Source organism: Mesorhizobium sp. M8A.F.Ca.ET.181.01.1.1, assembly GCF_004792025.1.
Taxonomy (GTDB): Bacteria; Pseudomonadota; Alphaproteobacteria; order Rhizobiales; family Rhizobiaceae; genus Mesorhizobium.
Map to the genome: position 1 here is coordinate 14124 of NZ_SRTV01000008.1, position 24172 is coordinate 38295.

The window sequence follows — 24172 nt, forward strand, 5'->3', positions numbered from 1 at the left end:
AGCCGGTCTAACCGGCGCTACAGAACCCTGGACAGGAACTCGCGGGTGCGCGGCGATGTCGGGTTGGCGATCATCTCGCGCGGCGCGCCACGTTCGACGATCACGCCACCGTCCATGAAAACGAGCTGGTCGCCGATCTCGCGGGCGAAGCCGATCTCGTGGGTGACGACGACCATCGTCATACCGCTCTCGGCAAGGTCGCGCATGACCTGCAGAACTTCGCCGACCAGTTCCGGATCGAGCGCCGAGGTCGGCTCGTCGAAGAGCAGCACCTTGGGCTTCATCGCCATGGCGCGCGCGATCGCGACACGCTGCTGCTGACCGCCGGACAGTTCGCGCGGATAGCGGTCGACCTTGTCGGCGAGGCCGACACGCCGCAGCAGCACCTCCGCCTCGGCCTTCGCCTGGTCCAGCGGGATTCGCCGCACCTGCGTCGGCGCCTCGATCAGGTTCTCCATCACGGTCATGTGCGAGAACAGGTTGAACGACTGGAACAGCATGCCGATCTCGGCGCGGCGCCGGCACAGAAGATCGTCCTTCACCTCATAGAGCTTGTCGCCCTGGAGGTCGTAGCCGACGAACTGGCTGTCGACGAGCAGGATGCCGCCGCTGAGCTTTTCCAAATGGTTGATGCAGCGCAGGAACGTGCTCTTGCCGGATCCGGACGGACCAATGATGCAGGCGACCGATCCCTCCGGCACATCGAGGTCGACGCCTTTGAGAACTTCAAGCTGGCCATAGGTTTTGCGCACGCCGCGCGCGAACACCATGGAATCGGCCGGCACGCCGAAGCGGGCACGATTTTCGGATTTCACATCGCTCATCGGGCAAGGCCGCGCAGGCTGATGGCGTTGCGCAAGGCGCGCATCGTCAGGGGGTCGCGGCGGATATCGCTGCGGCCGAAATGGCGCTCCAGGAAATGCTGCCCGACCGACATGATGCTGACCACGGCGAGATACCAGAAGGCGACCACGATCAGCAGCGGGATCGTCTCGAAGGTGCGCGCGTAGATGCTCTGCGCGGTGTAGAACAGGTCATCGACGGCGATGAACGTTACCAGCGAGGTCATCTTCAGGAGGTTGATCGCCTCATTGCCGGTCGGCGGCAGCACGAAGCGCATGGCTTGCGGCAAGGTGATGCGCTTCAGGATCATGCGATAAGGCATGCCGAGCGCGCTCGCCGCTTCCGACTGGCCGGACGGCACCGACTTGATGCCGGCGCGGATGATCTCGGCCATGTAGCCGGCCTCGCACAGCGAAAGCGCCACCACGGCAGAGAAGAACGGGGTCATGAAATCATTGGTGCGCACGGAAAACAGCGTGCCCAGGAACGGCAGCGTCAGCGAGATCTCGCGCACCAGCAGCGACAGGTTGAACCAGAAGATCAGCTGGATCAGCGCGGGCACGCCGCGGAAGAACCAGACATAGACGCCGGAAAAGGCGCGCAGCACCGGGCTCGGCGACACCCGCATGATGGCGATGACGGTGCCGACCACGATCGCCAGCACCATGATGATGACGGTAAGCATCAGCGTGTTGCCGAGGCCGCGCATGATCGAGGGATGGAACAGGTAGCCGGCTGCCGTGCCCCAGGCAAAGGCCGGGTTGCTGGCGAAAGCGCGAATGATCAGGAAGGCCAGCAGCAGGGCGAACGCCGTGCCGATCCAGATGCCATAGCGGCGCTGCGGCACGACGATCAGCCGTGACACGGCGGCGGCGGCGCCCGGCTCGATGCCGATCTCGGTCGGGTGGGCCAAGCCCATCGGATGTCTCCAGGTTGCGGGCCGGCGCCTGATGAAGCATCAGACGCCGGTAGTCTCTATTCGGCGCGAAGCGCGTCCATGGAGCCAACGAAATACGGTTCCTTGATCGCGTAGGCACCCATGCCGTACTTCTCCAGGATAGCCTTGTACGTGCCGTTCTTGAACAGCTCGGCAAGTGCCGCCACCATCATGCCGGCGGTCTCCTTGTCGTCCTTGGCGATCGCCATGCCGAGTGGCGCGACTTCATAAAGCGTCGGCAGGACCACCAGTTGCCCTTTGCTCGTCACCTCGAAATAGCTCGATGCCGTGGCATCGTCCATACGCCCGTCGACGCGGTCCGAAAGCACAGCCTGGACGATATCGGTAGAGGAATTGAACACCGACTTTTCGATCGCCTTCTGGCCCTTGTCGGTGCATTCCTTGCCGAGCTTGTCGACCAGGAAATCCGAAGCACTGCCGGCCGAGACGCCTATGCGCTTGCCACAAAGCGGCGTGTCGCCGCTGAAGCTCGCCTTCTTGTCGGGTGACGTCGATACGGCGAGGCCCGCTTTCAGGAACATGACGAAATCGACCTGCTTCAGGCGCTCCGGCGTGGCCGAGAAGGTCTCCCAGGCGATCTTGAAGCGGCCGGCCGCGAGGCCCGGGATCATCGACGGAAACGGCGTGCGCTGGATATCGAGCTTGGCGTCGACGAGCTTGGCCACCTCGCCAGCGAGTTCGATGATGATGCCGGTATGCTTGCCGTCGGCGTCGAGATATTCGAACGGCGCGAAGTCCAGCGTGTTGGCGACGGCGAGCGTTCCGCTCTGTTTCACCTCAGCCGATTTCGGCACATCGGCGGCTTTGGAAACCCCACCCCAGACGGTGGCGGAGACCGCCAGCGCGAGACTGGTCATTCGCAGATATCTGTTCATTGCTGTTCCCCTTTCTTGTCCTGTTTACGATTCTTGTCCTGTTTACGATCTTTGTGGCAGAGCCCGAGCCGGTGGCCGGCGCGGGCTCGGCATTCCTTACGAAGCAGCGGCTTCGGCCGCCTTCTTCTTGCGGTAGTGATAATTCTTGTCGATGCGCTCCATCAGGTAATCGCCATAGAGCACCGGCTCGTATTTCGGCCGTGTGCCGGCCGGCACGCAGACCGGAAGTGCGGCGATCGTTTCATCCATGGACGGATCGAAGAAGAAGGGCTGCGAATAGCGCTCGCGTCCGGAGCGGTTGATGACGCGGTGCGGCGTCGAGACGAACTGGTCGTTGGACCAGCGCGCCAGGATGTCGCCGACATTCATGACGAAGGAATCCGGAACCGGAGGTGCTGGAACCCAGTTACCGGCCTTGTTCTTGACCTCGAGGCCGCCGACATTGTCCTGCGCCAACAGGGTGATGAAGCCATAGTCGGTGTGGGGGGCCGAGCCGAACAGGCCCTCTTCCTGGGGCTGCGTCGGATAGTGCAGCAGCCGCAGGAAGGTCGTCGGCTGCTCGAAATAGCGGTCGAGGCTGTCGGAGGGCAGCCCGAGCGAGAGCGCGATGGCACGCACCATCTTGCGGGCGAGCGTGCCCATCTCCTGGACATAGCGCTCGATGGTCTCCCTGAAGCCGGCAAGAGCGGCCTCGTCAGGCCACTGGTTGGGGCCTTGCAGCGGCTTGCCGGCCAAAGCCCGGGGATCGTCGGCGCCGACCTCGTGCATGAAGAAGATCGATTCGCTCTGGTTCGGCTTGCTGACCGCCGCCACGGACGAGGTCACGATGGTCGAGCCGGCAAAGGGCAGGAAGCCGCGGAAATTCTTGTCGATCTTCAGCTTGGCCTTCTCCTCCTCGGGCAAGGCGAAGAAACGCTTGGAGGCCTCGCGGACCGCTTCGACATCGGCGCGCGGAATGGGGTGGCCGGTGACATAGAGGAAGCCGATCGTCTCGAGATAGCGGCGCAGTGTCGCTGCCGTTGCCCGGATCGCCGCTTCGTCGTCGCCATAGAGCGCCGAGACGTCGAGGATCGGAATTTCGGAAAAATCGCCGCGCTCTTGTCCATCCATTTTCGAACACCCTGTCTTGAACATAAGATACAGTACTGTATTTCTACACATCCGAACGGCCTCATCAATAGGCTTTCGATCGCAAAACGAAGGACGCGGCATCATGGCACCACGCAAGATCATCATCGACACCGATCCCGGCCAGGATGACGCCTTCGCCATCCTCTTCGCACTGGGGTCGCCCGATGAACTCGACGTGGTCGGCATCACCACGGTCGGCGGTAACGTGCCGCTTGCACTGACCTCGAAGAATGCGCTCAAGGTCGTGGAGCTTGCAGGGCGGCCGGATGTGCCTGTTTATGCCGGCTGCCCGGCGCCGATGGTGCGCACGCTGATCACCGCCGAATATGTCCACGGCGAAACCGGCCTCGACGGCGCCGACCTTGCCGAACCGGTGACGCCGCTACAGGACGAACACGCGGTCAACTACCTGGTGCGCGCGATCATGGACGCGCCTGAAGGCGAATTGACCGTCTGCACGCTCGGGCCGATGACCAATCTGGCCATGGCCATGACCATGGAGCCGAGGATCGTGCCTCGCCTGCGCGAAGTGGTGCTGATGGGCGGCGGCTTCTTCCAGGGCGGCAACGCCACGCCGGCCGCCGAGTTCAACATCTTCGTCGACCCGCACGCCGCGCACAAGGTGTTCGCCAGCGGCGTGCCGGTGACCATGGCGGGTATCGACTGCACCTACACCGCACTGATGACGCCCGAATGGCTGGACCGCCTGCGCGCCACCGGCAGCCGCGCCGCGATCGAGGCCGCGAACCTGGCCGACTTCTACCGCCAGTACGGCACCCACAAATTCGAGACGCCGGCGCGCCCCATCCACGATGCCTGCGTGACAGGTTATCTCCTGGCGCCGCAAATCTATGAACAGCGCCAGTGCGCGGTGACGGTCGACATTGTCTCGCCGGAGACGATCGGCATGACGGTCGTCGACTGGTGGCATGTCACCGGCCGGCGCAAGAACTGCAATGTGCTGCGGCGCATCGATCCGGCGCCGTTCTTCGAACTCATGCTGGAGCGGATAAGCTCATTGCCCTGAGTTGCGCCTTCCGCGATAGATGGACACTTGATGAGTCGCGAAGCGCATCGGAGCCGGCGAACGGATTGCTGGCGTTGAGCATGGCGATGAAGGTCTTGACCACATGAAAGTCGACAGCGCCCCTGCCAGAGGCAAGAGACCGCCCAAAGCCGCCGCGCCCGCGAAGGCGGCGCGGCAGACGCTGAGCCGCGAGGCCTGGATATCGGCGGCGCGCAAGGTGCTGGAGAAACACGGCATCGGCGAGGTCAAGATCGACCGCCTCGCCAAGCAATTCAAGGTGACGCGCGGCAGCTTTTATTTCCATTTCACCAGCCTGGCCGATCTTCGTGACGGACTGCTGCAGGAATGGCGGGACATCAATTGCGAGCCCTTCTGGGCGATGCGCGAGATACTAGATATAGACGGCCTGCAGTTCTTCACCGACATCGTGCATGTCTGGGTCGACGAGGCCCCGTTCAGTCCCCTGCTCGACCTCGCCGTGCGCGACTGGTCGCGAACTTCGAAAAAGCTGGCGCGGGAAGTCAAGGATATCGACGACCTGCGCATCGAGCTCCTGATCCGTTCCTTCCGCGCCATGGGTTATCCCGAGGATGAGAGCCTGGTCAGGGCCCGCATCACCTATTTCCACCAGATCGGCCAATACGCTCTGTCCTTCAAGGAGGACCCGGCGGTGCGCCGGAGCTACCAGCCGCTGTTCGGCGAAGTGCTGCTCGGCCCGCTGGTCCAAGAGCCGGGTTCGGCGCCGAGGCCGGTGGAAATACGTGGTGGGCGGCGATAGCAGGGCGAAGGCGCATCAGCCCGTTGGGGGTATCGCGATGCCGGCATGGTGGCTTCCCAACTGCCAGAAGGGTAGCCGGAACCGTTCACGCTCCGCTTCGACGACATGGAAGCCCGCCGCCCGGATCAGGTGCAATGGATCGCGGTTGAGGTGGCAGCCGCCGGCGAGTCGGCCCCAGGACCGGTTCAGACGCTCTTGCCATTTGCGGCAGCGCGGCCCCTCGGCCTGGCCGTGCTCGATGAAGATCAGCCGGCCCGTGGGCTTCAGGATGCGCCGGATCTCGGTCAGCGCCGCCTCGGGATCCGGAATGGTGCAGAAGGCGTAGGTGACGACGACCGTGTCGGCGAAGCTGTCGATCAACGGCAGTCTTTCACCGCTGGCCCGGATACAGTCGACATTGAATGGCAAGGAACGGCTCTTCGGTTCGGCCAGGCCGAGCATCGTGCCGTCGGGATCGACGCCGACCAGCCGCTTCACCCTGCCGGCGTCGTAATAGGGAAGGTTCAGGCCGGACCCGAAACCGACCTCGACGACAACGCCGTCTGCCCGTGGGATCAGGCGCCGTCGCATATGCGTGAAAGTGCGGGCTGAACAGCCGACGTGGACGAAGTAGGGAGCCATGCAGCGCGCGTACCAGGAGAGACAGGATTGGCACATGTCTCAGCCTCCTTGCCCTGCGCCAGCAGCGCCAACAGGGGCGCCACCGCCGGCAACAGGCCCTGCTGTGCAATGGTGGATGAGAGTATTGACCAGTGACATTTCTCGCTCCAAGGGAGTCTCATGATCGGGCCCGATCGGCCCGATGTCGTGGGAATGGATAGAAGGCCGGCGTCCCCTCAGCGTCCCCGCATGGCCGTGGTCGGATCGATGGAGCGATTGGAATTCCGATTTCTGGGTTTTCCGGAGTTCCGCTTGAGCGGCCGGCGGGTGGAACTTGCCTTGCGCAAGGCGGCGGCGCTCCTCATCTACCTGGCCGAGGCCGGCGGACCGGTGGCGCGCGATGTCGTCGCCACGCTTCTGTGGCCCGAGACCGACGAACAGGCCGCTCGCGCCCGCCTTCGGCGGACACTCTATAAAATCCGCATCGCGTTCGGCAGAGAGATCATCGCCGCCACAGGCGCCTCGCTGAGCCTACACCCAGCCTTGTCCGCCGAGATCGACACCAGGGTTTTCGAGCAGGCCTGCAATTCCCGCTCTCTCGACGAGGCAGCCGACATCTACAACGACGATTATCTCGCCGGCTTCTCGCTGCCGGACAGTCCGGAATTCGAGGAATGGATCTTCTTCCGGCGAGAGACCTTGCGCGGCCGGCTGGTGCAGGCGCTGGAGCGGCTCGTCGAAGCCAAGATCGCCGGCGGCGAGCCGCGCGGCGCGGTCGTTCATGCGACACGGTTGACGGCGCTCGACCCCTTGAGCGAAAGCGCGCACCGCCACCTGATCCATGTCCACCTGACCGCCGGGGACAGGGCGGCGGCCGAGCGCCAGATCGAGACGTGCATCCGGCTCTTGCGGGACGAACTCGGCGTGGCGCCGGACCCCGCCACGCTAGCCATGCTGCGCGAGCCAACTCAGGACGCTACCTTGGACCTGCCCAGGACGTGCTACGTCGCAGTGGACGGCATTCACATCGCGTACCAGATCGTCGGTAGCGGCCCGACGGACATCGTGCTTGTTCCCGGCTTCATTTCGCATGTCGAGCGTATCTGGGAAGACGCAGGCTGCCGCGCCTGGCTGACCGCGGTTTCGCGCCTGGGTCGCCTGATCCTCTTCGACCGGCGCGGCATGGGGCTTTCAGACCGCGTCGGCGCCCGTCCCACGGTCGAGGCAACGGCGCAGGATATTCTGGCGGTCATGAACGCGGCCGGCAGCCGCCGGGCCTTGCTGGTCGGTGCGTCGGAGGGCGGGCCGGGCTGCATCCGTTTTGCAGTCGAGCATAGCGACCGGCTGAGCGGCCTTGTTCTCTGGGGCTCGCTGGCGAAGGGCAGCCGCGCCCCCGACTATCCCTACGCCTTGACCGTCGCGCAGTATGATCTGTGGAAGCAACGCCTGCTCGCGGGTTGGGGTGGCCCAGCGGAAATCGAAACCTTCGCCCCAAGCCTCACTGGCGACCGTCAGGCGAGGATCTGGTGGGCCGGATTGCTCAGGGCAGCCTCCAGCCCGGGCGCGGTCGCGGGCCTGCTCGAGGCATTACGGGATGCAGATGTCCGTCACCTCCTGGCAAAAGTCTCCGCCCCGACGATGGTCCTCCACCGTTCAGGCGACCGCGCCGTGCGCATCGAGGCCGGGCGGTTCCTCGCGTCCAGGATTCCGGGCGCCCGGTTCATCGAGGTCGACGGCGACGACCACTGGTTCTGGGTCGGCGACCGGCAGTCCCTGCTCGACAGCATCAGTGCCTTCGTACGACGCGGCTGATCCCGCCTCACGCCGTTTTCTGCGCCACCAGCCCCAACTCTTCCACCATCGCCTGACGCATCAGGAATTTCTGCGGCTTGCCGGTCACCGTCATCGGCAATTCGGTGCGGAAGCGAATGTGGCGCGGTATCTTGTAATGGGCGATCTGGCCCGCACAGAAGGCCTTGATTTCCTGTTCGGTGGCGACCTGGCCGGGTTTGAGCACGATCCAGGCGCACAACTCCTCGCCATATTTGGCATCCGGGATGCCGAAGACCTGCACTTCCCGCACCTTGGGATGACGGTAGAGGAATTCCTCGACCTCCCTGGGATAGACGTTCTCACCGCCGCGGATGACCATGTCCTTGACGCGGCCGACAATGTTGCAATAGCCCTCGGCGTCGATGGTGGCGAGGTCGCCAGTGTGCATCCAGCCGTCGGTGTCGATTGCCTCACGGGTCTTTTCGTCGTCGTCCCAATAGCCTTTCATCACCGAGTAGCCGCGCGTGCAAAGCTCGCCCGGCGCGCCGACGGCAACGGTGGCGCCATCGGCATCGACCGCCTTGACCTCGACATGCGGATGGATGCGCCCGACGGTCGACACGCGCTTTTCCAGCGGATCGTCGGTGCTGCTCTGGAACGAGACCGGACTGGTCTCGGTCATGCCGTAGGCGATGGTCACCTCCGACATATGCATCAGCGACACCACCTTCTTCATCACCTCGATCGGGCATGGCGAGCCGGCCATGATGCCGGTGCGCAGGCTGGAGAGATCGAAGGATGAGAAATCCGGATGGTCGAGCATGCCGACGAACATGGTCGGAACGCCGTAGAGGCCCGTGCAGCGCTCCTGCGCGATCGCTTTCAGCGTCAGGCCGGGATCAAAACCCTCGCAAGGGAAAACCATGGTCGCGCCTTTCGACACACAACCCATCGTGCCCATCGACATGCCGAAGCAATGATAGAGCGGCACCGGGATACAGAGCCGGTCGTCGACGGTGAGCTTGATGGCCGAAGTGACGAAGTTGCCGTTGTTGACGATGTTCAGATGAGTGAGCGTCGCGCCCTTGGGAGCGCCTGTCGTGCCTGAGGTGAACTGGATGTTGATCGCGTCGCCCGGCTTCAGACCCTCGGAGATGCGGTCGAGGCTGTCATGCTCGTCGCGGCCGGCCATGGCCAGCACGTCGCCGAAATTGAACATGCCTGGCGAGTTCTCCTCGCCCATGCGGATGACGATCCTCAGCGCCGGCAATTTGGCGGCCTTCACCTTGCCCGGCGTCGCCGTGGCGATTTCCGGCGCCAGCGTCTCGATCATGCCGAGATAGTCCGAGGTCTTGAAGCTCGCCGCCGTCACCAGGGCCTTGCAGCTGACCTTGTTCAGGGCATATTCCAGCTCGGTCAGCCGATAGGCCGGGTTGATGTTGACCAGAATCAGGCCGATGCGGGCGGTGGCGAATTGCGTCACCAGCCATTCCCAGCGGTTGGGCGACCAGATGCCGACGCGATCGCCCTTGCGCAGGCCGAGCGCCAGGAAGCCGGCGGCCAGCGCATCGACGGTGTCCGACAGTTCGCTCCAGGTGAAGCGCTTGTCCTGGCCGACGAAGATTGCGGCATCGAGCGTGCCGTATTTGCTGACGGTATCGGAGAACAGGGCCGGAATGGTCTCCTCCAGCAACGGCACCTTGCGCTCGCCCGAGACATGCGCCTTGCCGTCGACGGGCGCGACAAAGACAATGCCGGAGCGCGCGCCGCGTCCGCGCAGATTGGTGGCGTTCTTCAGCTCGTCGAGATTGACCGGCATCGCTCTCTCCTCCCAGCACGGACCGAGCCTATCAGCCTGCCGGAACGGTGGAAATCCCGCCGATGGTAGTGACACCCCTCCCGCCAGGGAAAGCAGGCTATCCGACCGTCGCCGTCATTTTCGCGGCTATATCCCGGAAGATGGCCTCATCGGCGGCGGAACGATCTTTCTTCGAGGCCACCAGGCAGGCCTGCGACTTCAGCAGGACGCCATCGCCCAGCACCTTGAGATGGTTGGCGCGCAGCGTCGAGCCCGTGGTGGTTATGTCGACGATGACGTCGGCAAGGCCGGCCGCCGGCGCGCCTTCGGTGGCGCCGAGGCTTTCGACGATGCGATAGACCTGGATGCCGTGCTTGAGCGAAAAGAACTGCTGCGTCAGCCGCCAGTATTTGGTGGCGATCCTGAGCCGCCGGCCATGGCGCTGGCGGAAATCTGCGGCGACGTCATCGAGATCGGCCATGGTGTCGACATCGAGCCAGATCTCGGGCACCGCGACCACGACATCGGCATGGCCGAAGCCGAGACGGGCGACGATCTCGGCCCGCGCTTCCCAGTCGGCGAGATTTTCCCGCACAAGGTCCTCGCCGGTGATGCCGAGATCGACCGCGCCCTGCCCTATTTCGCCCGATATTTCGGAAGCCGACAGGAAGACCACTTCGACATTGTCCAGGCCCTCGACGCGGGCGTGATATTTGCGCTCGTCGCCGGGCAGGCTGACGGCGAGGCCGGCCTTGGCCAGCACCTCCAGCGCCTGCTCCTTGAGCCGGCCCTTGGACGGGATCGCCAGCGTGATCATGGTGCCGTCTCCCGCAACGCCTCGATGCGGTCGAGCCACACCGAGAAGCCGACACCGGGGATCGCGGTCTTGGCGCCGAGCAGCGTCAGCAATCTGTCATAGCGGCCGCCACCGGCCAGGGGACGCTCGCCACTTGCGGCCGCGACTTCGAAGACCACACCGGTGTAATAATCGAGCGGACGGCCGAAGGCGGCGTCGTAGCGGATTTTTCCCGACGGCAAGCCATGCGCCTCGATCGCCTTGGCGCGGGCCGCGAATTTTTCCAGCGCCGCACCCAATGAAAGTCCGGCGCCGGCGGCGAAGGTTTCCAATGCCTGGGCCGCGCCATCGAGCGGCACGTCGATGGCCAGAAAACCTTTCAGCGCCGCGAAGGCCTCGTTCGACAGCCGCACGCTGCGCAACTCGGCCTTCTCGATGAGCCGCCGCGCGATGTCCGACGGCGCGCGGCCGGCCGATGCCGAGAGGCTGGCCTCCTCCATGCCGCCGGCAATGTGCTGGGAAAGGCCGTCCAGATCACCGTCGAGGACAAGCGCTGCGACCGGGCCGGAGAGCTGGCCGTTGCGCGGCGGGTTGGCGAGATCGGCGAGTGCCGCCTCCAGCATCGGCGCCGAGCCGAAGGCGCGCGCCAGCCGCATGCGCCAGCCGCGCGGCAGGCCGAGTGCCGCCAGCACCGCCTCGAAGATGCCCTGATCACCGAGCGTGACCACCAGCGGCCTGCCGGGCAGCACCAGCGAAAGCAGTGCGTGCGCGTCAGCGACAGAGCGGGCATCCGCTTCAGCCGTGTCGCGGTCGCCGAGATCCTCGATGCCGGCCTGAAAGAACTCGTTGCCGCCCTCGCGGCGCTGGCGAAACACCTCGCCGAGATAGGAATAGCGGCGCGGCGTGCCGGCCTGGCTGGTTATGTGGTCGAGACAGACCGGAATGGTGAATTCGGGCCGCAGGCAGAGCGTCTGCCCAGTCTCGCTCTCCGTAAGGAAAATGCGCCGGCGCAGATCCTCGCCGGCCATGTCGAGGAACGGATCGGCCGGCTGCAGCACGGCAACTTCCACCGCATGCGTGTTGCGGGTTGCGAAGAGCGCGATGATGTCGGCTGATATGGCGGGGTAGCGGGAGGTCATATGCCGCGCCCTTCCCTTCTCCCCCTGTGGGAGAAGGTGGATCGGCGCGCAGCGCCGAGACGGTTGAGGGGTGCGTGTCGGAATGAAGCGTTTGCGTTCCCTGGAACACCCCTCATCCGACCTCGCTTCGCGAGGCCACCTTCTCCCACAAGGGGAGAAGGACAAGAGCGCGCGGCGCTCGTCACTTGGTCCGCTCCTGGGCCTGCGCCGCCAAGATCTTCTTCACTTCGGCGACCAGCTCGCTTTCCGCCACCGTCACCTGCGCCGGGCGCGCGGCGCGCCATTCGGCATTGTCGGTGATTTCGGCGGACATGCGCGCGCCTTCGATCAGGTCCTTGATCTGCAGTTCACCCTTGGCGCGCTCGTCGCCGCCCTGAATGATGGCGACCGGACAGCCGCGACGGTCGGCATATTTGAGCTGCGCCTTCATGCCGGCGCCGCCGAGGTACATTTCGGAGCGGATGCCGGCGGCGCGCAGTTCCGCCACCATCTTCTGGTAGCGGCCGAGGCTTTCCGTGTCCTTGTCCATGACCAGCACGACAACCGGCGCGATCACGTCGGCGCTTCCGAGCTTGCCAAGGTTCTTCAGCGCCGTCATCAGCCTGGAGACGCCGATGGAAAAGCCCGTCGCCGGCACCGGCTCACCGCGGAAGCGTGAGACCAATCCGTCATAGCGGCCGCCGCCACCGACCGAGCCGAAGCGTACGATCTGGCCGTCCTCATTGGGGATCTCGGCCAGCAGTTCGGCCTCGAAGACGGGACCCGTGTAATATTCCAGGCCGCGCACGACGGAACGGTCCATGGCGATGCGGTCCTCGCCGTATCCGGCGGCCCTGACCAAGGCTTCGATCGTCGCGAGTTCGCCGACGCCCTCCTGGTAGACCGTGTTGCCGCTGACGCTGGCATCCTGGCCGGCCTGCGCATTGCGCGCCGTCGCCAGAAGGACGGCTTGGGCTTGAGTATCGTTCAGCCCGGCGCCCTTGGCGAAGTCGCCCTCGCCTTCCTTGCCGCCATCCCAACGCCCTGGGCCAAGCAGAAGCCGGACACCTTCCGCGCCGAGCTTGTCCAGCTTGTCGATGGCACGCAGCACGGTCAGCCGACGACCGGCATTCTCCTCGCCGCCAAGGCCGATTGCTTCCAGCACGCCGTCCAGCACCTTGCGGTTGTTGACGCGGATGACATAGTCGCCGCGCTTGATGCCGAGCGCTTCCATGACGTCGGCCATCATCATCGCCATCTCTGCATCCGCCGCAACGCCCGGCGTGCCGATCGTATCGGCGTCGAACTGCATGAACTGGCGGAAGCGGCCGGGGCCGGGCTTTTCGTTGCGGAACACCCAGCCGGACCGGTAGCTGCGGTATGGCTTGGGCAGGCGTTCGAAATTCTCGGCGACGAAGCGTGCCGTCGGCGCTGTTAGGTCGTAGCGCAGCGACAGCCACTGGTCGTCATCGTCCTGGAAGGAGAACACGCCTTCGTTCGGCCGGTCCTGGTCGGGCAGGAATTTGCCGAGCGCATCGGTGTATTCGATCAGCGGCTGGTCGGCCGGCTCGAAGCCATAGAGCTCATAGACCGAGCGGATCGTCGCCATCATCTTCTCGACGGCGCGGATGTCCTCGGCGCCGCGGTCGGCAAACCCGCGCGGCAGCCGCGCTTTCGTCTTTTCCGATTTGTCGGCCATAATCTGGGCACCCGATGGTTCATGACTTCGTGGCGCGGTAAATCTACCGCGTTCCACAGCGCGCGTTTCCTAACCGATGAAGCCGGGAGCGGCAAGGGTTGGCGCCCCGCGGCGCACCCGACGAGATCAGGAAAAATCGAAACCCTCTGAAACAAAAACACGCCAGAAGTGAAACAATGCCGCCATGAGCGCGGCATCGTGCCGACACAATCGCGGCCGATACAGCGCATCGAAACGAAGGGGTTCAGGACATGACCAGTGCAACGGAATTCCAGGCCAACGGCGAGGCCGGTGAACTGCCCACACGCTTGCGCCCTGCGGGCACCCATGCACCGAAAATGGCTGGCCAGGCGGCCGGGCCGTTCGATGTACCCGCCGACACCGGCAAGGGATCTTCCCTGCGCGACGCCCTGGTGACCGGCCTGCTGGTGATCTATCCGACAGTGGCCACCGTGGCGGCAATCGTCGCCGGGCTGTTCCTGGCCGGCGCCAACGGCACCTGAAACCGTCCGTTTCGCTGGATGCGATTTTCATTCTTGATCAGGGGATTGAGCATGCGACTGGGCTACGCATACGCGCTTGGCTGCGCGTTTTTACTTGGGGCGGCCAATCCGGCCAGCGCCGCAGGCTGCAAGCCGGGGGACGCGGGCCTTGCCGGCCATTACTACCTGCGCGGCGTCATGGAGGTCGGCTCCGAACTGCTGCTGAAGAAGGACGGCAGCTTCGAGTTCATGCTCGCCTATGGCGCCAATGACCAGTACGGTAAGGGCTGTTGGGTGAAAAAGGGCTCGACGGTCGAGGTCATCCCCGCCGGACGCAGTTCGGCATCGACGCATCATACGCCCGACGACAGCGGTTTCAGCGGCCTTGTGCTGAGCATTTCAGGCCGCAGCCTGGTGTGGGACATCAATGGCAGCGGACACAAGGGACGGTTCGAGAAGTGAGGGCAGCGCGACACCTGGCAAGGTCGGCGCCGCCCCTCATCCGGCCTTCGGCCACCTTCTCCCCGTGAACGGGGAGAAGGAAAAAGCAGCTATTTCGGCCGCTTGAAAGCCTTCCGCTGCTTCTCGACCTGCTTGCGGCATACACAGCCTTCGAGATGGTCGTTGACCAGCCCCATGGCCTGCATGAAGGCGTAGACCGTGGTCGGGCCGACGAAGCTCCAGCCTCGCTTCTTCAGGTCCTTCGAAATCCGCACGGAAACCGCGGTGGTCGGGTTGGCGCGCAGATGGGCGAGATCGACGGTTTGCGGCCGTTCCTCCTTGCCGGGTTCGAACCTCCAGAACCAGGCGGCCAGCGAGCCGAACTCGTCGACCATTTCGCGGGCGCGTTTGGCGTTGTTGATGGTCGAGACGATCTTGCCGCGATGGCGGATGATACCGGCATTGCCGAGCAGGCGTTCCACATCCTTGTCGGTGAAGGCGGCGACCTTGTCGAAGTCGAAGCCGGCGAAGGCCTCGCGAAAATTCTCCCGCTTGCGCAAAATGGTCAGCCATGAGAGGCCCGACTGAAACCCTTCGAGGCAGATCTTCTCGAACAGCCTACGGTCGTCGGCCACCGGCCGGCCCCATTCATGGTCGTGGTAGTGCAGATAGTCGGGCAGATTGCCATGCCAGAAGCAGCGCACGACACCGTCAGGACCGGCAAGCAGGCCGGTGTTTTCATTGCTCATCTCAAGAGATCCATCCGTTAACGCGCTTCCGCGCTGCTTTTACCGTGGCTTTACCAGATTCCTGAACCCGGCGGTAACCACACAAAAGGTTTACTGACAGAACCGCATTTTACGCATTCCGATTCATGTTTCGGTTGCTGCTCGCCGCCAATGATCGCGCAAACCGGGAGCGTTCTTGCCCGGCGTATCAGGCTATCAAGGTGCGTTCCCGATGAAATTCCTGCTTCCGTTGTTCAGCGCGGCGGTGCTTGCCGCAAGCGTCATGCCCTCCCTTGCCGACGACCGCTATGCCGACAGGCCGCCGGTGATGGTGAGCCCCGACCTTTCCGCGCCCTGGGTGCTGCAGCTTGGCCATGCGCCGGGCATCGTGCGGCAGAACCGACAGGCCGTGCAGCAGCCGCGCCAGCGCACCGCGCAGCCCGACCGTGTGCAGACGGCGGGCGTGCAGGCGCCGGCCAAGCGCATGGTCATGCGCCCGCAGATCAACCCGGTCTACCTGCCGCAGGAAGTCGCTTATGACGGAGGCCAGAAGCCAGGCACCATCGTCATCGATACCACGCAGAATTTCCTCTATCTGGTCGAGAAGAACGGCAAGGCGCGGCGTTACGGCGTCGGCACCGGCAAGCCCGGCTTCGAATGGTCGGGCACCCACAAGATCACCAACAAGCGCGTCTGGCCGGACTGGCGTCCGCCTGCGGAGATGATCAAGCGCGAGGCGGCCAAGGGCCGCTACCTGCCGACTTATCTGGCCGGCGGGATGGAAAACCCGCTCGGCGCGCGCGCGCTCTATATCGGCACGACGGAGTACCGCATCCACGGCACCAACCAGCCCTGGACGATCGGCGGCGCGGTGTCGTCGGGCTGCATCCGCATGCGCAACGAGGACGTGGTCGACCTTTATGAGCGGGTCAATGTCGGAACCACGGTCGAGGTGATATAATGATAGCGAATCAGCCGGTTAAGCAGTGCTGAGCAGGTTTTTGCGCGCTGTTGCCCTCAAGCCATAGCGCGCTTCTGGAAGACGTGCTTAGACTGGCGGCGAGTTAACGGGGGACGGGCCGTGTGGGGATACGGCCAGTCACGAGAGGGCAGCACGGGTAACCGGGCTGCCCTTTTCGTTTCACGGTGCGACAGGTCGCCCCGGAGGCACGGTGTTTCGCTTTCAGGGCTGATTTCCGGGCCATGCTCTGCTATTGCAGTGCACAATCTTCCCACCAAAGGTTCGAGCTATGTCCCTCTCCGACGACAGCCGCTATCTCAAGGGCGGCCCGGTCGCCCAGCGCATCATCGCCGCCGTGCGCGAGGACGCGGCCATTGCCAAAGCCGAGGGTTTCCCGCCCAAGCTGATCTCGATCACCGTCGGCGATACCGACGCGGTCGATGTCTATGTACGCAACCAGCGCGCCAAGGCTCAGCTCGCCGGCATCGATTTCGAGGAGCGGCGCTTTCCCGCCACCATCACCTCGGGTGAGCTGGAAGCAGCCATCCACGGGCTGAACGCCGATCCGCGCGTCACCGGCATCATCATCCAGCGGCCGGTTCCCGCGCATATCCCGGTCAAGACGCTGCAGGCAGCGGTGCATCCGCTGAAGGATGTCGAGGGCATGCACCCGGCCTCGATCGGCAACATCGTCTACAACCAGCTCGACCTCGCGCCCTGCACGGCCGCGGCCTCGGTCGAACTGCTCAAGGAAACCGGCCTCGACCTCAAGGGACTGGAAGTGGTCGTCGTCGGCCATTCGGAAATCGTCGGCAAGCCGATCGCCTTCCTGTTGATGAGCGAAGGCGCGACCGTGACGGTCTGCCATCACATGACCCGGTCGGTCGCCGCCCATGCGCGGCGCGCCGACGCGCTGTTCGTCGCCGTCGGCAAGCCAAGGCTGATCAAGGCCGACATGGTGAAGCCAGGTGCGGCCGTCATCGACATCGGCATCAATTCCGAAATCGGGCCTGATGGCACCAGCCGCGTCGTCGGCGACGTCGACACCGACAGCGTCAAGCACGTGGCCTCCTGGATCACCCCGGTTCCAGGCGGCGTCGGCCCGATCACGGTGGCCATCTTGCTGCGCAACACGATGGTCGCGCTCAGCCGCCAGCGCGCGCTCTACGAGGCGACCTACGGCACGGCCGACAGGCTGGCGGCGGAATAAGACAGGGCGGCGTCACCCCCCTCACCCAGCCTCCGCTTTGCTCGGCTGACCTCTCCCCGAGGGGAGAGGAGACTATCACCGCCGGCGTCAACCTCTTCTCCCCGACGGGGAGAAGGTGGCCGCGAAGCGGCCGGATGAGGGGGATTTGCCGTAACTCTGACAGGGGCAACGCCGCGCTACTCAGCCGCAACCAGCCTTTCCTCGGAGACGCCTTCCGGTCGCGGCCCGCCATAGGCCCAGTCGAGCAGCTTGACCGTGTGCACCACCGGCATCCTGGCAGCGGACGCGATCTGCGTGATGCAGCCGATATTGCCCGTGGCGACGATCGCGGCGCCCGTCGCCTCGATGTTTTTCACCTTGCGGTCGCGCAGCCTGGCCGAAATCTCGGGCTGCAGAATGTTGTAGGTGCCGGCCGAGCCACAACAGAGATGGCCCTCGCGCGGCTCGCGCACGATGAAACCGGCCCTGGCGAGCAGTTCCTTCGGCTGACGCGTGATCTTCTGGCCGTGCTGCATCGAGCAGGCCGAGTGATAGGCGACGACCGCGCCCGGCTTGCGCACCGGTTCGGGCAGATCGATGGCGGACAGATACTCGGTGATGTCCTTGGCCAGCGCCGACACGCGCGCGGCCTTGTCGGCATAGGCCGGATCGAGCCGCAGCATGAAGCCGTAATCCTTGATCGTCGTGCCGCAGCCCGACGCGGTGATGATGATGGCGTCGAGCCCGCCCTCATCGATGGCACGGGTCCAGGCATCGACATTCTGCCTGGCCGAAGCAAGAGCGGCTTCCTCCCGTCCCATATGATGAACCAGTGCGCCGCAGCAGCCCTCGCCCGGCGGCACCACAACCTCGACGCCGAGCCGTGTCAGCAGCGAGATGGCCGTATCGTTGATGCCGGGATCCAGCACCGATTGCGCGCAGCCGGTCAGGATGGCCACGCGTCCTCTTTTCGCTAACTGTCCGGCATGGATGCCCGGCAAGGCCATCGGCGAGGCTGCCGGGATTGATGCCGGCGCGAGCTTGAGCATCGCGCCGAGCGGCTTCAGCGCCGGGATTTTTTCGAACAGGCCGATGAACGGCTTGCCGAGCTTCGCTAGTTTGAGCGCGGCGCGGAAGCGACGGGGATAGGGCAGTACGAAGGCGAGCATGGCGCGGGTCAACCGGTCGAGCAGCGGCCGCTTGTAGGTTTGCTGGATATGGGCGCGGGCATGGTCGACCAGATGCATGTAGTTCACGCCTGAGGGGCATGTCGTCATGCAGGCGAGGCAGGACAGGCAACGATCGATATGGGTGACGATTTCCTTGTCGGCGGGACGGCCGTTCTCCAGCATGTCCTTGATCAGGTAGATGCGCCCGCGCGGCGAATCGAGCTCGTTGCCAAGCGTCACATAGGTCGGGCAGGTGGCGGTGCAGAAGCCGCAATGGACACATTTGCGCAGGATTTTTTCGGACTCGGCGACATGCGGATTAGCTAGCTGTGCGGGCGAAAAATTGGTCTGCATCTCTGATGTCCTAGGCCATGCGGCCGGGATTGAGGATGTTCTTCGGATCGAATTCCTGCTTCAGCCGCTGGCTGAGTGCCGCCAGCGCCGGCGCCTGCGGTTCGAACACCGGCAAGGCAGCGCGGTGGGCAGGCGCGGCGCGCACCAGCGTCGCGTGGCCGCCGCCGTGTTTTCTCAAGAGACCGCGCAGCAAAGCGGCTTCCGGATCCCCCTCTTCCATACGCAGCCACACCAGCCCACCCTGCCAGTCATAGAAGGCGCTGACGGCGGCCTGCATGCGCAGCGTCAGGACCATCTGGTGGCCCTGCGCAGGCGTCATAGAGACCCGCCAGACCGGCTTCCCGCTGCCGTCCGCGAAGGGCCTGATATCCCTGATATCACGCCAGATTGCCTTGGAGGTCTCGCTGGTAATCTCGTCCAGCGGGCCGGCCTTGCCGAGCAGTGTTTTCAGCGCTGCAATGCGATAGTCAACGGACGGGCCAAAGCCTTCGACGCGCAGCAGCGTGGCGGCTTCAGTGCCGAGCGCTCCGCCCGCGACGCGCGCGGCAATGCGCTCCGGCAAATGGGCGGCACTCGACACTTCGGCGCTGGAGCCGAGCGCCAGGGCCATGGCGGCGCAGGCGGCATCGTCGAGCAGGCCACGGACGGCGAGCGTGACTTCGGTCTCGGCGGCTGGCAGCACCTTGAAGGTGAGGTCGGTGAAGACGGCCAATGTACCCCAGCTGTTGGCCATCAGCTTCGACAGATCGTAGCCGGTGACGTTCTTGACCACGCGGCCGCCCGACTTGAACGCTTCGCCCCGACCGGAGACGACGTTGATGCCGAGAATATGATCGCGCGCGGCGCCCGCCTTCAGCCGGCGCGGACCGGACAGGTTGGCGCCGAGCACGCCGCCAATGGTGCCTTTTCCCGGCTCGCCGCCGAGCAGCGGGCCGTAATCCATCGGCTCGAAGGCGAACTGCTGACCGTTGTCCGCCAGCAGCCTTTCGATATCGGCCAGCGGCGTGCCGGCCTTTGCCGACAGCACCAGTTCGGCGGGTTCGTAGAGGGTCACGCCTGAGAGTTTCGACAGGTCGAGTGTATGCTCGGTCTGCAACGGACGACCGATGCCGCGCTTGGAGCCGTGGCCGAGGATTTCGAGCGATGTTTCCTCCGCCGCCGCCCAGGCAACGGTGGAGAGGACTTCGGCTGGGGTAAGTGGGGTGAAGGTGGTCATGAGTTCGCGCCTTTCCTCGCCCCCGCGAAGTGGGGGAGACAGGATAGGCCGAGTTCCGTCGCGCCCCCCTCTGTCCTGCCGGACATCTCCCCCTCAAGGGGGGCGATCAGATGTCGCGCAGGGTTTCGCCAATCTTCTGCGTTGAAGAAAAGCCGAAGCGCACAAACAGCCAATCTCCCCCCTTGAGGGCGAGATGTCCGGCAGGACAGAGGGGGGTGTTCGCGCGCCGACATATCCGCTCAAAACCTCGGAATGTCCGGGAACGCCACTTGGCCCCGATGCACGTGCATGCGGCCCAGTTCGGCGCAGCGGCGCAGCTGCGGGAAGACCTTGCCGGGATTGAGAAGATGGTTGGGGTCGAAAGCGCATTTGACGCGCATTTGCTGGTCGAGGTCGACCTGGTTGAACATTTCCGGCATCAGGTCGCGCTTCTCGACCCCCACGCCATGCTCGCCGGTGAGCACGCCACCGACCTTGACGCAGAGCCGCAAAATGTCGGCGCCGAAGCTTTCGGCCTTGTCGAGTTCGCCCGGCACGTTGGCATCGTAGAGAATGAGCGGATGCAGATTGCCGTCGCCGGCGTGGAAAACGTTGGCGACGCCGAGACCGTATTTTTCCGACAGCTCGCGCATGCCGGCCAACACGCGCGGCAGTTCCTTGCGCGGGATGGTGCCGTCCATGCAGTAGTAATCGGGCGAGACGCGGCCAACGGCGGGGAAGGCCGCCTTGCGACCGGCCCAGAAACTCAGCCGCTCCTGCTCGGACTGCGAGATGCGGCACGTGGTCGAGCCGTTGGCGATGGCGATCGCCTCGACCGCCGTGATCAGATGATCGACCTCGACGCCGGGGCCATCGAGCTCGACGATCAGCAGCGCCTCGACGTCGAGGGGATAGCCGGCATGGACGAAATCCTCGGCGGCATGGATCGCCGGCCGGTCCATCATTTCCATGCCGCCCGGAATGATGCCGGCGCCGATGATGTCGGCGACGCACTGGCCCCCCTGCTCGCTGGTCGGAAAGCCGATCAGCAGGGCGCGCGCCGTCTCCGGCTTCTTCAGGATGCGCACGGTGACCTCGGTGACGACGCCGAGCAGGCCTTCCGAACCGGTCATGACGCCGAGCAGGTCATAGCCCTCGGCGTCGAGGTGACCGCCGCCGAGCCGCACCACCTCGCCATTCATCAGAACCATCTCGATGCCGAGCACATTGTTGGCGGTGAGGCCGTATTTCAGGCAGTGCACGCCGCCGGAGTTCTCCGCCACGTTGCCACCGATCGAGCAGGCGATCTGGGAGGATGGATCGGGGGCGTAGTAAAACCCCTCCTGCTCGACGGCTGACGTGATGCCGAGATTGGTGACGCCGGGCTGGGCGACGACGATGCGGTCGGGAAAATCGATCTCGAGAATGCGGTTGAACCGGCTCATGACGAGCAGCACCGCGTCCTCCAGCGGCAGCGCGCCGCCCGACAGCGAGGTGCCCGATCCGCGCGGCACGACGCGGATGTTGCGGTCGTTGCAGTATTTCAGCACGCGCGAAACCTGCGCCACCGTCTCGGGCAGCACCACGACCAGCGGCAGTTGCCGGTAGGCGGTCAGGCCATCGCTTTCGAAGGCACGCATTTCATTGGCCGCGTCGACCACGCCCTCGCCCGGCACGATGATGCGCATGTCGGCGACGATTTCGCTGCGCCGGCGCAGCGTCTCGGCGTCTGGCTTGGGCATGGCAAGGCCGGACATCGGCGCTTCCTCCACTCGACTGGTAAAAATGATTTACCAGCTAGCGGCATTTGTTGCAAATCTTGCTTTGGTGGCGTCAGGGCGGCGGATGCAGGCAAAGCTTCCGCAGCGGCAATCTGCCGCTGCACATCCGTTGCGTCCGAAGCATGGCGCGGACTATTCGCCCGGATGTTTCGCCGGCTCGGAATGCATCCGTCGCACGCGGCGCACGCCCCACCAGACCAGCAGGATGGCGAACGGCACCGAGGCGGCGGTGACGACCTCGGGCGCGAAGGCGTGGCCAAAGACCGACGCGCCCTTGGCGACATAGCCGATGAGGCCGACAACGTAATAGGAGACGGCGGCGACCGAAAGGCCTTCGACGGTCTGCTGCAGCCGCAGTTGCAGGCGGGCGCGGTTGTTCATCGAGGCGAGCAGGTCGCGGTTCTGCTTCTCGACCTCGACGTCGACCCAGGTCCGCAGCAGCGTGGTGGCACGGGTCAGCTTGCGCGACAAATTGGCCTGGCGCTCCTCGACCGAGCGGCAGGTGCGCATGGCTGGCGCCATGCGCCGCAGCAGAAAGCCCGCCCAGGTGTCGTAGCCCTGCACGGGCTCCTCATCCAGCGCCTCCAGTCTTTCCGTGACGATGCCGTCATAGGCGCGGCTGGCGCCGAAGCGGTAGAGGCTGGAAGCGGCATCGGCCTCCAGTTCGGCGGCAAGCTCCGTCAGACCGGCGAGCAGCGTCTGGTTGTCGCGGGTCTCGGCGACCTTCATTTCCAGCGTCGTCTGCGCCAAGCGGTCCTCGATGCGGCGGGCGCGGCCGGACAAGGTGAGCGCCAGCGGCAGGCCGAGCATGGCAAGCGTGCGGTAGGTCTCGATGTCGATCAGCCGCTGCGACAGCGCGCCGGTGCTGGCCGGGGTCAGGCCGCGGTCGAGCACCAGCATGCGGGTCATGCCGTCGCCGTCCTGGCGGAAGTCGGTGACGATGGCCGCGCTGCCACGCTCGACAAGCGAGTAACAGAGGCTGGTCGGGTCGAAGCCGGCGACCTGCCTCTCGCTCGCCTGCGTCCATTTGCGGATCTCGAGCCGGATGCCCGAGATGACGGTTCCCGGCGGCGAAAAGCCATTGCCAAAGGGCGAATCCTCTTGCCCCCGGCCATTCTCGGCCAGCGGCCCTTCCCAGAGATAGGTCGAGAATTCCGTGTGCCGCTCCCAGCGCAGCGTCCCCTTGCCCCATTTCATGGCGTGGTGGCGGGCGTGACGCTCGGGAGCGGCGATGCCGAGACGGCGCGACAGTTCCGAAAGCACGGCGTGGTCGACCGCTGAGCCGCCTTCGGTCATGAAGGAGAGTTGGACAAGCACGCGCGGCTTCTCGACCAGCGGATGGGGGCGGGCGTGAACCTCGCCGAGCGCGCCGGGCCGGCCTTCATGCGCCGGAAAGCCCATGACGCTGCCCTGGCTGCGCGGCTGGAATTCAAGATTGGACGTCTCGTCCGACACGTCTGGTCCCCCTGGTTTCGACCCTTCGTGCAATGGCGTCGTCTTGCGGCAATCGGCAAGGGACGTAAACAGCAAAATTTAGCGCGAGGCGATATGCCGGCGCGGCGCGAAAATCGACCGAACGAGACGAATTGGATAAATAATTTGACCAGTTGGCGACAGAGGCTCTAATCTGCGCGACATCATTCCCTTCTCCAGGCGCTTCCTTTGAGCGACATTTTCTCCAGGATCGAGCATTCGCGCACCGCCGACGAGGTGGTGCAGCAGATCGAAAGCCTCATCCTCGAAGGCGTGCTGCGCACCGGCGACCGGCTGCCGGGCGAGCGCGAACTGGCACGCCAGTTCGATGTGTCGCGGCCCATCCTGCGCGACGCGCTGAAGGCGCTCGAAGCGCGCGGCCTGCTGTCGACCCGTCCGGGCGGCGGCACGCACGTCGCCGACATTATCGGCCAGTTGTTCACCAAGCCGGTGGCGGACCTGATCTCGACGCATCGCAAGGCGGTGACCGACTATCTGGAATACCGCCGCGAGATCGAAGGCATAGCCGCCGAATACGCGGCGCGGCGCGCCACACCGGAGGACCTTGCCTTGCTCGATCGCATCATGGCGCGCATGGACGAGGCGCATCGTACCGGCGATTTCGACGACGAGGCCGAGATCGACGTCGAATTCCATCATGCGATCTGCGAATGCGCGCACAACATCCTGCTTCTGCACACACTGCGCTCCTGCTACCGGCTGCTGTCGGAAGGCGTGTTCCAGAACCGGCTCCTGGTGTTCACCGTGCCCGGCGCGCGCGAGGCGCTGCTGGCGCAGCACCGGGCGATCCACACCGCGGTCAAGGCCGGCGATCCGGCCGGCGCCCGCCAGGCGGCGATGGACCACATGACCTATGTCGAGCGTTCGATGGCGGAAGCCGAACGCAGCGGCGACTGGCAACGCGTGTCGCGGCTGAGGCTGAGGCAGCGTTCGGAAGCCGGCGACGGCGAACCAGCGCGCAGACGCTCCTAATCAATTCGAT

At 64.8% G+C, this 24172-nt stretch carries 22 protein-coding genes; 8 read left to right on the plus strand and 14 right to left on the minus strand.

The genetic code is table 11. The annotated features are described in order from the left end of the window. Nucleotides 1–17 precede the first annotated feature (17 nt). The 4 genes from EN824_RS25195 to EN824_RS25210 all read right to left on the minus strand — a co-directional run bounded on the left by EN824_RS25195 (nt 18) and on the right by EN824_RS25210 (nt 3786). A complete protein-coding gene (locus EN824_RS25195; protein ID WP_135920380.1) occupies nt 18–824 on the minus strand; it encodes an amino acid ABC transporter ATP-binding protein in 807 nt (268 codons plus the stop codon). Continuing rightward, on the minus strand, nt 821–1762 hold the full coding sequence (locus EN824_RS25200; RefSeq protein ID WP_135932818.1) for an amino acid ABC transporter permease: 942 nt from the start codon (nt 1760–1762) through the stop codon (nt 821–823). Before EN824_RS25200 ends, EN824_RS25195 begins: the two co-directional genes overlap by 4 nt. 56 nt (nt 1763–1818) lie before the next feature. After that, nucleotides 1819–2676: an ABC transporter substrate-binding protein gene (locus EN824_RS25205; RefSeq protein ID WP_135932819.1), complete on the minus strand. Its 858-nt coding sequence runs from the start codon at nt 2674–2676 to the stop codon at nt 1819–1821. Between the two features lie 96 nt (nt 2677–2772). After that, on the minus strand, nt 2773–3786 hold the full coding sequence (locus EN824_RS25210) for a 2OG-Fe(II) oxygenase family protein (RefSeq protein ID WP_135932820.1): 1014 nt from the start codon (nt 3784–3786) through the stop codon (nt 2773–2775). Nucleotides 3787–3889: 103 nt separating this feature from the next. On the opposite strand from EN824_RS25210, the gene EN824_RS25215 reads away from it, so the two are divergent. Further along, complete coding sequence (locus tag EN824_RS25215; RefSeq protein ID WP_135932821.1) at nt 3890–4834, plus strand: nucleoside hydrolase; 945 nt, start codon at nt 3890–3892, stop codon at nt 4832–4834. A gap of 103 nt (nt 4835–4937) precedes the next feature. Further along, nucleotides 4938–5612 (plus strand): TetR/AcrR family transcriptional regulator, encoded by a 675-nt coding sequence (locus EN824_RS25220; protein WP_135932822.1) that lies wholly within the window; start codon nt 4938–4940, stop codon nt 5610–5612. Nucleotides 5613–5627: 15 nt separating this feature from the next. Here EN824_RS25220 and EN824_RS25225 read toward each other — a convergent pair whose 3' ends face one another. Beyond that, nucleotides 5628–6269 carry a class I SAM-dependent methyltransferase gene (locus EN824_RS25225; RefSeq protein ID WP_135932823.1) on the minus strand — a complete coding sequence of 214 codons (642 nt, stop codon included), beginning with the start codon at nt 6267–6269 and terminating at the stop codon, nt 5628–5630. Between the two features lie 282 nt (nt 6270–6551). On the opposite strand from EN824_RS25225, the gene EN824_RS25230 reads away from it, so the two are divergent. Next, entirely contained in the window at nt 6552–8024 is a 1473-nt protein-coding gene (locus tag EN824_RS25230; protein ID WP_335930833.1) for an alpha/beta fold hydrolase, read from the plus strand. A 7-nt stretch (nt 8025–8031) separates the two neighbouring features. Here EN824_RS25230 and EN824_RS25235 read toward each other — a convergent pair whose 3' ends face one another. The 4 genes from EN824_RS25235 to hisS all read right to left on the minus strand — a co-directional run bounded on the left by EN824_RS25235 (nt 8032) and on the right by hisS (nt 13396). Next, the gene (locus EN824_RS25235; protein WP_135932824.1) at nt 8032–9804 is read right to left on the minus strand and encodes an AMP-binding protein; all 1773 of its coding nucleotides are present in this window, start codon (nt 9802–9804) and stop codon (nt 8032–8034) included. A 97-nt stretch (nt 9805–9901) separates the two neighbouring features. Further along, a complete protein-coding gene (gene hisG / locus EN824_RS25240) occupies nt 9902–10600 on the minus strand; it encodes an ATP phosphoribosyltransferase (RefSeq protein ID WP_127280715.1) in 699 nt (232 codons plus the stop codon). Beyond that, on the minus strand, nt 10597–11718 hold the full coding sequence (locus tag EN824_RS25245) for an ATP phosphoribosyltransferase regulatory subunit (protein ID WP_135932825.1): 1122 nt from the start codon (nt 11716–11718) through the stop codon (nt 10597–10599). Before EN824_RS25245 ends, hisG begins: the two co-directional genes overlap by 4 nt. 181 nt (nt 11719–11899) lie before the next feature. Beyond that, nucleotides 11900–13396 (minus strand): histidine--tRNA ligase, encoded by a 1497-nt coding sequence (gene hisS, locus EN824_RS25250; RefSeq protein ID WP_127278596.1) that lies wholly within the window; start codon nt 13394–13396, stop codon nt 11900–11902. A gap of 251 nt (nt 13397–13647) precedes the next feature. Between hisS and EN824_RS25255 the strand changes: the two genes are divergently transcribed. Both EN824_RS25255 and EN824_RS25260 read left to right on the plus strand, forming a co-directional pair. After that, nucleotides 13648–13899 (plus strand): hypothetical protein, encoded by a 252-nt coding sequence (locus EN824_RS25255; RefSeq protein WP_127278595.1) that lies wholly within the window; start codon nt 13648–13650, stop codon nt 13897–13899. 51 nt (nt 13900–13950) lie between these two features. Further along, nucleotides 13951–14340: a hypothetical protein gene (locus tag EN824_RS25260; RefSeq protein WP_127278594.1), complete on the plus strand. Its 390-nt coding sequence runs from the start codon at nt 13951–13953 to the stop codon at nt 14338–14340. An 89-nt stretch (nt 14341–14429) separates the two neighbouring features. Here the strand turns inward: EN824_RS25260 and EN824_RS25265 are convergent, their stop codons facing one another. Beyond that, the gene (locus tag EN824_RS25265; RefSeq protein ID WP_127278593.1) at nt 14430–15068 is read right to left on the minus strand and encodes a DNA-3-methyladenine glycosylase I; all 639 of its coding nucleotides are present in this window, start codon (nt 15066–15068) and stop codon (nt 14430–14432) included. Nucleotides 15069–15279: 211 nt separating this feature from the next. Here EN824_RS25265 and EN824_RS25270 point away from each other — a divergent pair, with 211 nt between their 5' ends. Both EN824_RS25270 and EN824_RS25275 read left to right on the plus strand, forming a co-directional pair. Continuing rightward, entirely contained in the window at nt 15280–16008 is a 729-nt protein-coding gene (locus tag EN824_RS25270; protein ID WP_127278592.1) for a L,D-transpeptidase, read from the plus strand. Nucleotides 16009–16297: 289 nt separating this feature from the next. Beyond that, entirely contained in the window at nt 16298–17218 is a 921-nt protein-coding gene (locus EN824_RS25275; RefSeq protein ID WP_127278591.1) for a bifunctional 5,10-methylenetetrahydrofolate dehydrogenase/5,10-methenyltetrahydrofolate cyclohydrolase, read from the plus strand. Between the two features lie 176 nt (nt 17219–17394). On the opposite strand, the gene glcF is transcribed toward EN824_RS25275, so the two are convergent. From glcF to EN824_RS25300, 4 genes are all read right to left on the minus strand, one after another. Continuing rightward, nucleotides 17395–18720 carry a glycolate oxidase subunit GlcF gene (glcF, locus tag EN824_RS25280; protein WP_127278590.1) on the minus strand — a complete coding sequence of 442 codons (1326 nt, stop codon included), beginning with the start codon at nt 18718–18720 and terminating at the stop codon, nt 17395–17397. A 10-nt stretch (nt 18721–18730) separates the two neighbouring features. Continuing rightward, the gene (locus EN824_RS25285; protein ID WP_127278589.1) at nt 18731–19936 is read right to left on the minus strand and encodes an FAD-binding protein; all 1206 of its coding nucleotides are present in this window, start codon (nt 19934–19936) and stop codon (nt 18731–18733) included. 239 nt (nt 19937–20175) lie between these two features. After that, complete coding sequence (locus EN824_RS25295; RefSeq protein ID WP_135932826.1) at nt 20176–21672, minus strand: FAD-linked oxidase C-terminal domain-containing protein; 1497 nt, start codon at nt 21670–21672, stop codon at nt 20176–20178. 156 nt (nt 21673–21828) lie between these two features. Beyond that, nucleotides 21829–23151 carry a DUF3422 family protein gene (locus tag EN824_RS25300; RefSeq protein WP_135861811.1) on the minus strand — a complete coding sequence of 441 codons (1323 nt, stop codon included), beginning with the start codon at nt 23149–23151 and terminating at the stop codon, nt 21829–21831. A gap of 207 nt (nt 23152–23358) precedes the next feature. Between EN824_RS25300 and EN824_RS25305 the strand changes: the two genes are divergently transcribed. Beyond that, complete coding sequence (locus EN824_RS25305; RefSeq protein WP_127279738.1) at nt 23359–24162, plus strand: FCD domain-containing protein; 804 nt, start codon at nt 23359–23361, stop codon at nt 24160–24162. Nucleotides 24163–24172 lie beyond the last annotated feature (10 nt).